Origin of the sequence: Phreatobacter cathodiphilus (assembly GCF_003008515.1) — a bacterium.
GTDB lineage: Bacteria > Pseudomonadota > Alphaproteobacteria > Rhizobiales > Phreatobacteraceae > Phreatobacter > Phreatobacter cathodiphilus.
On sequence record NZ_CP027668.1, the window covers coordinates 1,615,168 to 1,628,842 of the forward strand.

The window sequence follows — 13,675 nt, forward strand, 5'->3', positions numbered from 1 at the left end:
GCGGCAAAGGACATTCGTCCTCAGCCGCGGGTCCGCGTGTGGAATGGCCGGGGCGATACACGATCAGGGCGCGAAGTGCAAGGCGGTCAGCACGGAAGGGACGCCACCATCTCCGGCAAATCCTCCGGTCGCTGGCAGATCGCCGTCGCGCCGGCTTCCCGCAGCTCCACCACGCCGCCATAGCCCCAGGCGACGCCGATCGAGGCGATGCCGTGGCGCTGCGCCGCGTGGATGTCGTGCATCCGGTCGCCGATCATGACCGTGTCGGCGGGGTCGATGCCCTGTTCGGCGATGATCTTGGCGATGATGTCGGCCTTGTCGTCGAGGCTGCCATCGAGCGCCGCGCCGTAGACCCGCTCGAAATGCGGCGCGTAGCCGAAGCGCTCGACGATGGGGATCGCATAGGGCTCGGGCTTGGCCGTGCAGACGAACATGCGGGCCGACGCCGCACCGATGGCGGCCACGGACTCGGGCATGCCGGGATAGAGCGAGAGGTCGTACATGCCGCCGGCGCGGTAGTGCACCCGGTAGCGCTCGACGGCGGCTTCCGCATCCGCCCCCTCCCCCATCACCTTCGGAAAGGACAGGCGCAGGGCCGGGCCGATGATCCAGCCGAGCGTCTCGTAGGGCGGCGGCTCATGGCCGAGATCGGCGAGCGCCTTGCGGAACGAGCCGATGATTCCCGGCGCGGGATCGGTGAGGGTCCCGTCAAGGTCGAAGAGGATTGTGCTGGGCATCCGGTCTGAATAGGGCCGCGGGCGCGCCCCGTCCATCGCTGCCGCCGCAGGGGCCCTGCCCCGTGCCCGCGGGGTGACAGTCCGCCCGCGCCGGGGCACAAGGCCGCTTTCGCGGAGGCACGCCATGGGCAAGGTCATTTCCGTCAGCCTCGACCGTCGGCACCGGTTCTCCAAGGCCTCCGTCCCGCAGATCACCCTCATTGCCGGCGAGGGGGTAGCGGGCGACGCCCATTGCGGGGTGACGGTGAAGCACCGCTCCCGCGCCCGTTTCAACCCGACGCTGCCGAACCTGCGACAGGTCCACCTCATCCACGCCGAACTCTTCGACGAACTGGCGGCGAAGGGCTTTTCCGTCGCCCCCGCCGAACTTGGCGAGAACATCACCACCTCCGGCATCGATCTGCTGGGCCTGCCGACCGGCGCCCGCCTCTCCATCGGTGATGCGGTCATCGAGATCACCGGCCTGCGCAACCCCTGCATCCAGATGGACCGGTTCCAGGACGGCCTGATGCAGGCGACCCTCGACCGGGATGCGGAGGGCAACCTCGTCCGCAAGGCCGGGATCATGGGCATCGTCGTCGCCGGCGGCGCCGTCCGGCCGGGCGACGCCATCGCGGTGACCCTGCCCGAGGGGCCGCACCGCCCGCTCCAGAAAGTCTGAACGCAACGCACCTCTCCCGCCGCCGGCACTTCTGGTCTAGAAGCGCCTTCTGCACCGACATCAGGGGATCACCATGGGCGCACTGGACGGCAAGGTTGCCATCGTCACGGGAGCCGCGCGCGGCATCGGCAAGGCCATCGCGCAACGGTTCGCGGCCGAGGGCGCGAGCGTGGTCCTCTCGGACATCGACGTCACGGCAGGCAAGGCCACCGCGGACGAAATCGGCAAGACCGGCAAGACCGCCTTCGTGTCCGCCGACGTGGGCGACGCCGCCTCGGTGGCCGGCCTGGTCGAGGCCGCCCGCAAGGCCTTTACCGGCGACATCGACATCCTCGTCAACAATGCCGGCATCGTCCACACGGCGGAATTCCTCGACCTCGCCGAGGCTGATTTCGACAAGGTGCTGCGGGTGAACCTGAAGGGCTCCTTCCTCGTGGGACAGGCCGTCGCCCGCCGCATGGTCGAGCAGGTCAAGGCCGGCAAGGCGCCCGGCGCCATCGTCAACATGAGCTCGGTCAACGCCCGGCTCGCCATCGTCAACCAGATCCCCTACTGCGTCTCCAAGGGCGGCGTGGGCCAGCTCACCAACGTCATGGCGCTGGGTCTTTCCGAGCACGGCATTCGCGTCAACGCCATCGGCCCGGGTTCCATCGCCACCGAGATGCTGGCGAGCGTCAACACCGACCGCACGGCCCGGCACCGCCTGTTCTCGCGCACGCCGCTGCGCCGCCTCGGCGAGCCGGACGAGATCGCCAAGGTCGCGGTGTTCCTGGCCTCCGACGCCTCCAGCTACATCACCGGCCAGACCATCTATGCCGACGGCGGCCGCCTCGGCCTGAACTACACGGTGCCGGTGCAGGATTGAGCGCCGACCTGCCGCCGGCCCTGAGGGCGGCGCTGGAGGGCCTCGCCGGCCGCTTCGGCGGCCGCGACCTCGCGGCCGCCAGCGCCCGCATCACCGCCGATTACCGCGCCGGCCGCGGTTCGCGTCTGCCCTCCCCCGTCGATCTCGCCGCCTATGCCGTCGCCCGGATGCCGGCGACCTATGCAGCCTGCGCCGCCGCGCTGGCCGAGGCGGCGGAGCGGACCGCCTGTGCGCCGCGATCCGTGCTGGACGTCGGCTGCGGGCCGGGCACGGCCACATGGGCCGCGCGAGAGGCCTTTCCGAGCCTCGACCGCGCCACGCTGCGCGACGCCCATGCCGGCATGGTCTCGCTCGGCCGCGACCTCGCCTCGGAGGGCCCGCCGCTGCTCTCCCGCGCCGACTGGCAGACCGGCCGTCTCGGCGCCGACCTCCCCTCCGCCGACCTCGTCGTCGCCAGCTACGCCCTCAACGAGCTGCAGCCCGCGGAGGTGGCCGGAGCGGCACGGGCGCTGCATGCGGCCGCGGGCCAGCTCCTCGTCCTGGTCGAACCGGGAACGCCCGCCGGCTTCGCGGTCATCGCCGCCGCCCGCGCCGCGCTGCTTGCCGACGGCGCGCGCCTCGCGGCGCCCTGCCCGACGGAGAGGCCCTGCCCGGTCGCGCCGCCCGACTGGTGCCATTTCTCCGCGCGCCTCCCGCGTCTGCGCGCCCACAAGGCCGCCAAGGGCGCCGACGTGCCCTTCGAGGACGAGCGATTTGCCTATCTCGTGGCGGTGCGGCCCGGCATCGCCGTCACGCCGGCGGCGGCGCGCATCCTGCGCCCGCCTCGCGCCGACAAGGCCGGCACGACCTTCGCGCTCTGCACACCCGCGGGCGCCGTCTCGCGCACCGTGCCGAGCCGCGACCGCGATCATCACCGCTTGACGCGCCGGCTCGGATGGGGCGACGCTTTCGACATCGAGCCCCCGGAACCGCCATGACACGCCAGACCGTCATCGCCCTCGCCCTCATGTCCGCTCTCGCGCCGCTGCCGGCCTTCGCCCAGGGCGAGAATCTGTCCTTCTCGCAGCGCATGAGCATCTACCGCGCCTGCAAACCGGACCTCGACGCCAAGTGCCCGAGCGCCGGCACGGATTCGGCCAGGGTTTCGGCCTGCCTGCGCAGCAACCAGGCGCAGCTCTCGCAGTCCTGCACCACGGCGATCCGCCAGGCCGGCCTGCGCTGAGGCCGGCACCGCAGCCCTGCGCGCCGCGCCGTTGACCCGCCGCGCCGGAAGGGCCGATAGGCAGGCATCGGGAGTGCTCTGATGCTCGTCATGCCCTGGCTCTGGGCCGTCTTCACCGTCATCGCGGCCGCCGCCCAGACGGCGCGCAACGCCCTGCAGCGCAGCCTCACAGAGCGTCTCGGCACGATCGGCGCCACCCATGTGCGCTTCCTCTACGGCTTTCCCTTCGCGCTGATCTTCCTCGGGCTGGTCCATCTCGCCGTTCCCGCCCGTGCCCCGTCGGTCTCCGCACCCTTCATCGCCTGGACGCTCGCCGGCGCCCTGGCGCAGATCGGCGCGACGGCGCTGATGCTCGCCGCCATGCGCGAACGCTCCTTCGTCGTCACCACCGCCTATACCAAGACGGAACCGGTCCTCGTCGCCCTCTTCGGCGTCGTCCTGCTCGGCGATCACCTGACCGGCTGGGCCTGGAGCGCCATCCTGGTCGCCACCAGCGGCATCGTCCTCATGTCCTGGAAGCCGGGCACCGAACAGTCCCTGCGCCCGGCGGTGCTCGGCATCGTCTCGGCGGCGCTGTTCGGCCTGGCATCCGTGGGGTTCCGCGGCGCCATCCGCACGCTCGACACCGAGAGCTTCCTGCTCGCCGCCACCACCACCCTCGCCTGGAGCCTCTTCATCCAGACGGCGGTGCTCACCGCCTATCTCGCCGTCATGGACCGGCCGGGCCTGATGACGATCTTCCGCGCCTGGCGGCCCTCCGTCGCGGCCGGATTCCTCGGCGCCTTCGCCTCGCAGTTCTGGTTTCTCGCCTTCGCCCTGGAGACGGTCGCCAAGGTGCGCACCCTCGCCCTGGTCGAGGTGCTCTTCGCCGGCATCGTCTCGGGCGCCATCATCAAGCAGGCGACGAGCCCCCGCGAAGGTCTCGCCATCGCCCTGATCGTCGGCGGCGTCGCCCTGCTGCTCAGTCTCGGCTGAGCGGCGACAACCGCGTGACGTGTCCCATCTTTCGGCCCTCGCGCTGGTCGCGCTTGCCATAGAGGTGCAGCACGCTGCCCTCCTCGGCCGCGAGGCGCCGCCAGGTCTCGACATTGTCGCCGATGAGGTTCTGCATCACCGCGTCGGAATGGCGCGAGGTCGAACCGAGCGGCAGGCCGGCGACGGCCCGCATGTGGTTCTCGAACTGGGAGCAATGGCAGGCGGCTTCCGTCCAGTGGCCGGAATTGTGGACGCGCGGCGCCATCTCGTTGAGCAGCAACTGGCTGTCGCGGGTCACGAAGAGCTCCACGGCGAGCACGCCGACATAATCGAGCTTCTCCGCCAGCACCGTGCCGGTGAGCGCGGCACGTGCGCCGAGCGACACGTCGATCGCGGCCGGAACCGTTGAGGTCCGCAGGATGCCGCCACGGTGGACGTTCTCCACCGGGTCGTAGTGGCGGATCTCGCCGTCGGCACCGCGAACGACGAGCACCGAGATCTCGCGCTCGAAGGGCACGAAGGCTTCCAGGATCGCCGGCTGGTGGCCGATGGCGGCGAGCGCCCGCGCCGGATCGTCGCCGGCCCGGATGACCACCTGCCCCTTGCCGTCATAGCCGAAGCGGCGGGTCTTCAGAACGGCGGGCCGGCCGATCGTCTCCAGCGCCTGCACGAGGTCGTCGACCGAATTGATGGGCGCGAAATCGGGCACGGCCAGGCCGCATTCCCGGGCGAAGGTCTTCTCCCGAATGCGGTCCTGAGAGACCGTGAGCGCCATCGGTCCGGGCCGCACCGGCAGGCGGCTCGCCAGGAAATCGGCGGCTCGCGCCGGCACGTTCTCGAATTCATAGGTGACGATGTCGACGTCGCCGGCGAAACGGGCCAGAGCCTCCTCGTCGGAATAGTCCGCCTCGGTGATGCGGCGGACGACGTCGAAGGCCGGGCTCTCCGGCTCGGGGGCGAAAATCTGGCAGCGCAGGCCGAGCCGTGCGCCGGCGAGCGCCAGCATGCGGCCGAGCTGGCCGCCGCCGAGGATGCCGATGATCTGGTCGGGGCCGACCGAGCGGTCAGACATCGTCACGGGGTCGCTCCGCGATGGCGGCCGTCTGGCGCGCGCGATAGGCGTCGAGCCGGCCCGCGAGGTCCGGGTCGTTGAGGGCGAGGACCGCGGCCGCCAGCAGCGCCGCGTTGATGGCGCCGGGCTTGCCGATGGCCAGGGTCCCCACGGGGATGCCGCCCGGCATCTGCACGATAGAATGGAGCGAATCGACGCCCGACAGCGCCTTGCTCTCCACCGGCACGCCGAAAACGGGAAGCGGCGTGAGCGCCGCCGCCATGCCCGGCAGATGCGCGGCGCCACCGGCCCCGGCGATGATGATCTTGAAGCCCCTGTCGCGGGCCGAGCGGGCGAAGTCGTAGAGCCGGTCCGGGGTGCGGTGCGCGGAGACGATCAGCGCCTCGTGGCCGATGTCGAGGCCGGCCAGGATCTCGGCGGCATGACGCATGGTCGCCCAGTCGGACTGGGACCCCATGATGATGGCGACGGGCTTGCCCCCGCTCGCGGCCGTCTCCGGCATCGACGCCTCCCCCCGCACGTCGAGGATCGACGGCATCCAGAAAGAAGCGGCGGAGAATAGGCAGAGGACCGGTTCGTAGCAAGACGCCTCGGCCGGCAATATCGAGGCGCCGGAGCGTTCGCTCCCGAAGGGTCAGGCAATGATGTCGGGCGTCAGCAGGTCGTCCAGGAAGGCGATGCGGTCGCGCAGCACCAGCTTGCGCTTCTTCAGCCGCTGGATCTGCAGGCGGTCTGCCACCGGCATGCGCGCCAGGGCGTCGATGGCCGCGTCGAGGTCGCGATGTTCCTGTCTCAGCCGCTCCAGTTCCGCCAGCGCCTCGCGCTCGTCGATGTCGTTCGATGCCATTGCGGGTCCAGAGGCTGGGTCGGGGCCTGGGCGGTGCCCGGCGCAGGATCCATTATGCCGCCGCCGCCACGCCTTGGGCAAGGCGGCGGCAGGGGCTCTCGTGCCTGCGGCGGAGCGTCGCCGTAACATTCCGTGACTTTACTTTGCCGCATACGGGTCCACACTCGACGGCAGTCCGATGCGTTTCGGACCTGGTCCGAAGCCGTCGGGACTCTTTGCCACAAGGAGGACTTTGATGAGCTTGCAGTCGCACCTCGCGGAACTCGAAAAGCGTCATGAGGCACTCGACCGGCAGTTGAGCCAGGTCGTCGCCCGTCCATCCTCCCCGGATGCGGAGATCACGGAGCTGAAGCGGCGGAAGCTGCAGTTGAAGGACGAAATCGAGCGCCTGAGGGCGAATTCGCTCCATTAGGCCGGAACCACCACGGCCGTCCCCGAAGTTTCGAGCTGCCGGCGCCCTCAAGGACGCCGGCAGCGTCGTTTCCGGCCCCCGACGCTCAGGGCCACATCCGCCGGAACACGCCGTCCTTGAAGACGACGAGGTGCATGAGCGCTGCCCCCACATGGGCGAAGACAAGCAGCGTCATCAACACGGCGGTGCCGAAATGGACGCGGTAGATACCCGCACAGGTGCTTTCCTGCCCGGAGAACGGCAGCGTCACCGGAATGGTCCAGAACAGGTTGACCGGCCCGTAGCACATGGAGGTGGCGAGCCAGCCGAGGAAGGGCACCAGGAAGATCAGCACGTAGAGCAGGTGGTGGGTCGCCGCCGAGGCGATGCGCTGGAATGTGGTCAGGGTCGGCACCGGCGGCGGCGTCCCCTGCGTGACCTTCAGCGCCACCCGCGCCACCGCAAGTAGCAGGACGACGAGGCCGAAGGACTTGTGCCACTCGTAGAGGCTGTTCTTCAGCGCAGGATTCGCGCCCGGGTTGGGCGGATAGGGAATGCTTGACATGTAGATGCCGATCGGCACCAGGCCGATGATGAGCGCGGCGGTGGCCCAGTGGATGATCCGATGGGGCGTCGAATAGACATCGGCCTGCGACATGGCTGCCATCCCTTCTCTCGTATCCGGGGGATGATGAGCGGGCGCGGCGGTCGAGGCAAGTGCCGTTGCCGCCGGGGAATGCGGGCCTCTGTCGTTACGGAACGATGACGCCGGCGCCATTTGATGCGACGATGGCTGGTGACACTTTTTTCGCCGCTCCTGATCCAAAAGGGACAGAGACACCATACATGGACCGTGAGCAGCCGGACGGACGTCCCGCCGGTGCCGCTCCGGGGGCATGAAAGGCCTTGTTGACGATGGACACTTCCGGAATTCTCGGCGGCGCGGCCGATATCGTCCGGGCCCAGGTCGAACGGGCCATTGCCGAGCTGCGCGCCGCCCGACCGGTGATGATCGGCAGCGCCGGGCGGGCCGTGCTCGTCTTCGGCGTCGACGGCCTCGACCACGGCGCGGCGGAAGCTGCCGCACGCCTCAGCCCCACCATGGCCCATCTGGTGCTGCCGGCAGCCCGTCTGCGCCGCCTCGGCCTCGACCGCTCGGCCCCCGCCCGCGTCGCCCTGCCGCAGATCGACGCCGGACGGATCGAATGCCTCGCGCTCACCGTCGAGGCGCGGATCGACGCGCCGGTCTCTCCCGTCGACGACCTCGACGAGGCCGCGCTCGAACTCGCCCGTCTCGCCCTCGTCGTGCCGGCCGTGGTGATGGTGCCGCTGGCCACCGGCAGCGCCGCTCCCGGTCATGTCCTCGCGGTCGAGGCGACGGCGATCGGTGATTTCCGCAAGCTCGAGGCCCGGCTCATCCGCATCGTCGGCCGCGCACCGGTGCCTCTGGAAGGTGCCCCGGAAACCGAGTTCGTCGTGTTCCGCGGCGGCGAGGGCCTGCGCGACCAGGTCGCCATCGTCATCGGCAAGCCCGATCCAACCCAGCCGGTGCCGGTGCGCCTGCATTCGGCCTGCCTCACCGGCGATCTCTTCGGCTCGCTGAAATGCGATTGCGGCGACCAGCTCCGCGACACGGTCGAGTGGATGGCGAAGAACGGCGGCGGCGTGCTGCTCTATCTCGACCAGGAAGGCCGCGGCAACGGCATCGCCAACAAGATGCGCGCCTACCGGCTGCAGTCGCTCGGCTGGGACACCTATGACGCCGACGAGGTCCTCGGCTTCGACCTCGACCAGCGCCGCTTCGACTTCGCGGCGGAGATGTTGAAGCAGCTCGGCATCCGCTCCATCGACGTCATGACCAACAATCCGGTCAAGATCGCCGCCATGGCGGAGGCCGGGATCGAGGTGCGCTCGGAGCGGCGCGTCATCGGCCGCGCGACGGACGAGAACGTCCGCTACCTCACCTCCAAGCGCGACCGCGCCGGCCACGCCATCGATGCCGACGCGCTCATTGCCAGCCTCGCCTCCCGCAAATAGGCGGGATGGCGGCGCGGGCCGCGCTGGGCTAAGAGGCGGCAGGTCCCAACCGGCGCCACCCATGCCCGCTCCCCATGCCGTGCCTTTCCGCCTCGTGCCGGCCCTCGGGCTCTTCGCGCTCGGCTGGTTCGCCCTCGCCGCACCCTGGCTGCTCGGCCAGGTGACGATCCCCTGGGACGCCAAGGCCCACTGGTATCCGCACCTCGTCTTCGCGGCGCGGGCCCTCCATGCCGCCGCCTCCCCGGCCTGGACGCCGAACATCTTCGCGGGCTCAACGGAGATCGCCGATCCCCAGTCGGTGCTCTTCTCGGCGCCGCTCCTCGCCCTCGCCGCGCTGATGCCGAAGCCCGGGCTGACCGCCATGGACTGGGCCGTTTTCGCCATGCTCTTCGCCGGCGGGACGGGCGTGATCCTCCTGTTCCGCGACCGCGGCTGGCACTGGGGCGGCTCGCTCGTCGCCGCCCTCGCCTTCGCCTTCGGCGCCGCGGCGGCCTGGCGCATCCAGCATCTCTCTCAGGTGTTCTCGCTGTGCTGGTGGCCGCTCGCCTGGTGGCTGCTGGCCCGCGCCCTCGACCGCCGATCGATCCTGTGGGGCATCGCCGCGGGCCTCGCTGCGGCGCTGATGGTGCTCGGCCGCGACCAGGTTGCGATGCTCTGCGCCTATCTGCTGGCGGCGACGATCATCGCGCACTGGGCCTCGGCTGAGCGGCCTCTCCGTGAGGTACGCGCGACCCTCGCGCCGCTGGTCGCCGCGGCCGTGGCGGGAGCCCTGGTGGTGACCGTGCCGGTCCTCATGTCGGCGCTGTGGGGGGCGGAGTCCAACCGCGTCGTCATCGACGAGATCGGCGCCGGCCGCGGCTCGCTCCACCCCGGCCATCTCCTCACCTGGGTGGTCGGCAACCTCTATGGCGCGGCCGGGCCTCTCGCCGAGCATTGGGGGCCGCCGAGCCCGACCTGGGGCGAGACCGGCCTGTTCCTCGCCCGCAACATGGGCAATCTCTACGCGGGCGCCCTGCCCCTCCTGCTGGTGCTCGGGCTCCTGCGCACCGGCGCCGCCTTCGACCGCGAGATCCGCTTTGTCACGATCGCCCTCGCCGTCATGCTGCTCTACGCTCTCGGCTGGTACACGCCGGCCTTCCGGCTGTTCTGGCACCTGCCGGGTGTCGACCTGTTCCGCCGCCCCGCCGATGCGGTCTTCGTCGTCGGCGGTCTCTTCGCCATTCTCGCAGGCTATGGCGCCCACCGGCTGCTGACGGGAACGCTCGCCACGGGCTGGCGCGTCGAGGCCCTCGTCGCCGCCGCTCTGGTCACCTTGGCGAGCGCCCTGATCGTCGCCAAGGGCGCGCCGCAGGCCGCGTGGATGAACCTCGCCGTCGCCGTCTGCTCCATCGCGGCGGCGCTGCTCGTCCTCGGCCCGGGCCGCCGCCTGCCCGCGATGGCGCTCGCGACCGTTCTCGCGGTGGTGCTGACGGCGGACCTGCGCCTCACCAACGGGCCGAGCGAATCGACCGCCCTGCCGCCGGCGAGCTACGACGTGCTGGAACCGGGCAGCACCGACCCGGCCCTGGCGCTGATCCGCTCGCTCACCGTCCGCGACGCCACACGACGGGACCGCGTCGAGCTCATCGGCCTCGGCTACGAATGGCAGAACGCGGCCATGTCGCACGATCTCGAGGACGTCCTCGGCTTCAACCCCGTGCGCTCGGCCGCCTATGCGAACCTCGTCGGCGCCGAGGACATCGCGGCCCTGCCCGGCCAGCGGCGTTTCCCCCCGGCCTTTCCGTCCTACCGCGGCGAACTCGCCGACATCCTCGGCCTGCGCTACGTGGTCTCTCGGGTTCCCCCGAACGACATCGACAAGCGGCTCGCCCCGGACGCCCTGCCGCTGGTCGGCGAGGCCGGCGGCGTCCGCATCTACGAGAACACCCGGGCCCTGCCCCGCGTCTGGGTCGCGCCGACCGCCATGGCGACGCCCCCGGACCTCGCGACCGCCGGCTTCCCCTCGGGTCTCGATCCGCGCCGGACGGTGCTTGTCGAAGGAGAGGTTCCGCCGCCCCGGCAACCCGGCGGCACGGCCCGCCTTCTCGCCTACGGCAATACGGGCGTCACGGTGGAGACGACGACCGCGGATGGCGGCGTCCTCGTCCTCGCGGATGCCTGGCATCCCTGGTGGAGCGCGCGGATCGAGGGCCGCGAGGTGCCGATCCGCCGCGCCTTCGGCCTCGTGCGCGCCGTCGAGGTTCCCTCCGGCACCGTGACGGTGACGTTCACCTTCGAGCCGCTGCGCGGCCTCGCCCGGCAGGTCTCGGAGCGGTTCAGCCGGCCTTGAACGGCCGGATGGCGACGCCGGCCGTTTCCAGCGTCTCGCGCACCGTCCGCGCCATGGCGACGGCGGCGGGGTTGTCGCCGTGGACGCAGATGGTGTCGATGCCGACCTTCAGGCGCTTGCCGGTGACCGTGACGACCTCCTGGTCCTGAACCATGCGCAGCACCCGGGCTGCGGCGAGAGCGGCGTCGTGGATGACCGCGCCCTCCACCTTGCGGCTCGTGAGGTTGCCGCTGTCGTCATAGGTGCGGTCGGCGAAGACCTCTCGCGCCATCGGCAGGCCGAGCTTGGCCGCCGCGCGTTCGGTCGAGAGGCCCGGCATGACCACATAGACGAGGTCCCGGTCCACAGCCTTGATGGCGCGGCCGACCGCCATGGCCATGTCGTCGTCGTCATTGGTCATGTTGCCGAGGGCGCCGTGGGTCTTCACATGGGTGACCTTGTGGCCGGCCATGACGGCCAGCGCCTGCATCGCGCCGACCTGGTAGGCGATCTGTTTCTCGAGGTCGGACATGCTGTCGCCGCGGATCACTCGCCGGCCGAACCCCCAGAGATCGCCGAAGCCGGGATGGGCGCCGATGGAGACGCCCTTGGCCTTCGCGATCTCGGCGGTGCGGTGCATGATCAGCGGGTCCCCGGCGTGCCAGCCGCAGGCGACGTTGGCCGAGGAGACGATGGAAAGCATCGCCTCGTCGTCGCCCATCTTCCAGGGGCCGAAGCCCTCGCCCATGTCCGAATTGAGATCGACGGCTGTCATCAGAGCCTCCTTCAGGCGGCGGAATGGAGCGGCGGCTCGGCCGGCGGCGCATGGGCGTCGACCCAGCCGTCGACGAGATTGACCGACAGGAGATGTTCGGTGTCGAGGCCTAGGCCCGCGGGTTTCAGGCCGGCGCGCACGGCCGCCAGCATCGCCGCCTGGTCGCGTGCCGCGGCGATGGCCTCGGCGAGGGTCACGGCGGTGAAGCGCATCTCGCCGCCCGGCCGCTGCTGCACGAAGCGCGGCAGGTCGGCGGAGACGATGGTCGCGATCTTCGGATAGCCGCCGGTGGTCTGGCGGTCGGCGAGGAGGACGATGGGCTCGCCCGATCCCGGCACCTGCACCGAGCCGGTGACGATGCCGTCCGAGACGATGTTGAAGCCCTTGGCGTGCTCGATGGCCGGCCCGCTCAGCCGGTAGCCCATGCGGTCGGCCTCGGCCGAGACGCGGTAGGTCTCGCCGAGGAAGGTGGCGATGCCGGCGGGCGTGAAATAGTCGTCCTGCGGCCCCAGCACGACCCGAAAGGCACCCGCCGAAACCTGCGGCGCGACGGTGGCGACGAGATCGGGTCCCTGCGGCGTGCCGCCGACGGGCAGGACCTGGCCGGGACGCACCGGCGTCCGGTCGAGGCCGCCGAGGCCGCCGCGCAGGTGGAACGACCGGCTGCCGAGATCCCGCTTCACGGCGACGCCGCCGGATACCGCCAGCACCATGAAGGTGCCCGCCTTCGCGGCCCCGACGGTGACGGATTGCCCATCCAGCGCCGTGGCGCTGGTGAGCGGCGGCACCGCCTCGCCGTCGATCTTCAGGTCGGCGAAGGCGCCGGCCAGCGCGACACGCACCGGGCCGCCCTCGACGACGAAGTTTCCGCCGAGCACGGTGAACTCGACCGCCGCCTCGCCGGGTTCGTTGCCGACCAGCATGTTGGCCACCGCCAGCGCGATGCGATCCATGGCGCCGGCCGGGCCCACACCATAGCGCTGGTAGCCGAAGCGGCCGCCGTCCTGGACGGTGGTCCCGGCGCCGCAATCCTTCACGAGGAGCCGGATCATGCCGCCACCAGCTCCGCGACCGGCTCTCCGGCCGCCGCCGCCGCGTCGAGCGCGTCCCAGTCGGCCGCCGGAATGGGCCGGAACACCACCTCGTCGCCGGCGCCGACGAGGAAGACCGGATCGCGGTCGGGCATGAAGTTGCGCACGGGCGTGCGTCCCAAGAGGTGCCAGCCGGACGGCGCCTCGACCGACGCGAAAAGCGCCTGGACGCCGCCGATGGAGACGGTCCCCGCGGGCGTCTTGAGGCGCGGGCTGGTGCGTCGCGGCAGGGCGATGGAGGGATCGGCGCCCGACAGATAGCAGAAGCCCGGCAGGAAGCCGAGCATGGCGACCCGATAGGTGCGGCTGGAATGGCGGCGGATGATCTCCTCCGTCGTCAGGCCGTGGCTGCGCGCAACATCCTCGAGGTCGATGCCGAATTCGCCGCCATAGACGACCGGGATGATCCAGCGTCGCGGCGGCCGCCCGTCGGTCGCGAGCCCGGCGAGGATCTCATGCACACGGGTTTCGAAGGCCGGCATGTCGATGACCAGCGGATCGACCTGCACCAGCACCGAACGGTAGGTCGGCAGCGTCTCGATGACGCCGGGGATCGCCGCCTCCGCCAGCGCCGCGTCGAAGACGAGGCACAGCGCGTTGAGGCCGTCGTCGATCTCGGTGCCGAACTCCACCGTGACGGCGGTGTCGCCGCACGGCAGGAAGCGCGGGATGGGGGCGCCCATGGGATGATCCG

Annotated in this window: 16 protein-coding genes; 8 read left to right on the plus strand and 8 right to left on the minus strand. The window is 70.9% G+C overall.

Going from position 1 to position 13,675, the window contains the following annotated elements; all coding sequences use genetic code 11:
• Positions 1-86: 86 nt before the first annotated feature.
• The gene (locus C6569_RS07865) at positions 87-737 is read right to left on the minus strand and encodes an HAD hydrolase-like protein (RefSeq protein WP_181313951.1); all 651 of its coding nucleotides are present in this window, start codon (positions 735-737) and stop codon (positions 87-89) included.
• A gap of 124 nt (positions 738-861) precedes the next feature.
• On the opposite strand from C6569_RS07865, the gene C6569_RS07870 reads away from it, so the two are divergent.
• From C6569_RS07870 to C6569_RS07890, 5 genes are all read left to right on the plus strand, one after another.
• Complete coding sequence (locus tag C6569_RS07870) at positions 862-1,398, plus strand: MOSC domain-containing protein (protein ID WP_106748327.1); 537 nt, start codon at positions 862-864, stop codon at positions 1,396-1,398.
• A gap of 73 nt (positions 1,399-1,471) precedes the next feature.
• Complete coding sequence (locus C6569_RS07875; RefSeq protein ID WP_106748328.1) at positions 1,472-2,263, plus strand: SDR family NAD(P)-dependent oxidoreductase; 792 nt, start codon at positions 1,472-1,474, stop codon at positions 2,261-2,263.
• Complete coding sequence (locus C6569_RS07880) at positions 2,260-3,240, plus strand: small ribosomal subunit Rsm22 family protein (RefSeq protein WP_106748329.1); 981 nt, start codon at positions 2,260-2,262, stop codon at positions 3,238-3,240. The genes C6569_RS07875 and C6569_RS07880 overlap by 4 nt, the downstream gene beginning before the upstream one ends.
• Entirely contained in the window at positions 3,237-3,485 is a 249-nt protein-coding gene (locus C6569_RS07885; RefSeq protein ID WP_106748330.1) for a cysteine rich repeat-containing protein, read from the plus strand. The genes C6569_RS07880 and C6569_RS07885 overlap by 4 nt, the downstream gene beginning before the upstream one ends.
• A gap of 81 nt (positions 3,486-3,566) precedes the next feature.
• Positions 3,567-4,460, plus strand: coding sequence for a DMT family transporter (locus tag C6569_RS07890; RefSeq protein ID WP_106748331.1), 894 nt, complete (start codon positions 3,567-3,569; stop codon positions 4,458-4,460).
• Here C6569_RS07890 and C6569_RS07895 read toward each other — a convergent pair.
• From C6569_RS07895 to C6569_RS07905, 3 genes are all read right to left on the minus strand, one after another.
• Entirely contained in the window at positions 4,447-5,532 is a 1,086-nt protein-coding gene (locus C6569_RS07895) for a 5-(carboxyamino)imidazole ribonucleotide synthase (RefSeq protein WP_106748332.1), read from the minus strand. The two genes, C6569_RS07890 and C6569_RS07895, sit on opposite strands and share 14 nt — an antisense overlap.
• Complete coding sequence (purE, locus tag C6569_RS07900; RefSeq protein WP_106748333.1) at positions 5,525-6,034, minus strand: 5-(carboxyamino)imidazole ribonucleotide mutase; 510 nt, start codon at positions 6,032-6,034, stop codon at positions 5,525-5,527. Before purE ends, C6569_RS07895 begins: the two co-directional genes overlap by 8 nt.
• A gap of 132 nt (positions 6,035-6,166) precedes the next feature.
• Positions 6,167-6,379 (minus strand): YdcH family protein, encoded by a 213-nt coding sequence (locus C6569_RS07905; protein ID WP_106748334.1) that lies wholly within the window; start codon positions 6,377-6,379, stop codon positions 6,167-6,169.
• A gap of 235 nt (positions 6,380-6,614) precedes the next feature.
• Between C6569_RS07905 and C6569_RS07910 the strand changes: the two genes are divergently transcribed.
• Complete coding sequence (locus C6569_RS07910) at positions 6,615-6,791, plus strand: YdcH family protein (RefSeq protein ID WP_106748335.1); 177 nt, start codon at positions 6,615-6,617, stop codon at positions 6,789-6,791.
• A gap of 85 nt (positions 6,792-6,876) precedes the next feature.
• Here the strand turns inward: C6569_RS07910 and C6569_RS07915 are convergent, their stop codons facing one another.
• On the minus strand, positions 6,877-7,428 hold the full coding sequence (locus tag C6569_RS07915; protein WP_181313952.1) for a cytochrome b: 552 nt from the start codon (positions 7,426-7,428) through the stop codon (positions 6,877-6,879).
• Positions 7,429-7,685: 257 nt separating this feature from the next.
• On the opposite strand from C6569_RS07915, the gene ribA reads away from it, so the two are divergent.
• Both ribA and C6569_RS07925 read left to right on the plus strand, forming a co-directional pair.
• Positions 7,686-8,807, plus strand: coding sequence for a GTP cyclohydrolase II RibA (gene ribA, locus C6569_RS07920; protein ID WP_106748337.1), 1,122 nt, complete (start codon positions 7,686-7,688; stop codon positions 8,805-8,807).
• Between the two features lie 61 nt (positions 8,808-8,868).
• Complete coding sequence (locus C6569_RS07925; RefSeq protein ID WP_106748338.1) at positions 8,869-11,136, plus strand: hypothetical protein; 2,268 nt, start codon at positions 8,869-8,871, stop codon at positions 11,134-11,136.
• On the opposite strand, the gene C6569_RS07930 is transcribed toward C6569_RS07925, so the two are convergent.
• From C6569_RS07930 to pxpB, 3 genes are read right to left on the minus strand one after another with little or no spacing between them, the layout of a single operon-like run.
• Entirely contained in the window at positions 11,123-11,890 is a 768-nt protein-coding gene (locus C6569_RS07930) for a LamB/YcsF family protein (protein WP_106748339.1), read from the minus strand. The two genes, C6569_RS07925 and C6569_RS07930, sit on opposite strands and share 14 nt — an antisense overlap.
• Positions 11,891-11,901: 11 nt before the next feature.
• The gene (locus C6569_RS07935) at positions 11,902-12,942 is read right to left on the minus strand and encodes a 5-oxoprolinase subunit C family protein (protein ID WP_106748340.1); all 1,041 of its coding nucleotides are present in this window, start codon (positions 12,940-12,942) and stop codon (positions 11,902-11,904) included.
• A complete protein-coding gene (pxpB, locus tag C6569_RS07940) occupies positions 12,939-13,664 on the minus strand; it encodes a 5-oxoprolinase subunit PxpB (protein ID WP_106748341.1) in 726 nt (241 codons plus the stop codon). The genes C6569_RS07935 and pxpB overlap by 4 nt, the downstream gene beginning before the upstream one ends.
• Positions 13,665-13,675 lie beyond the last annotated feature (11 nt).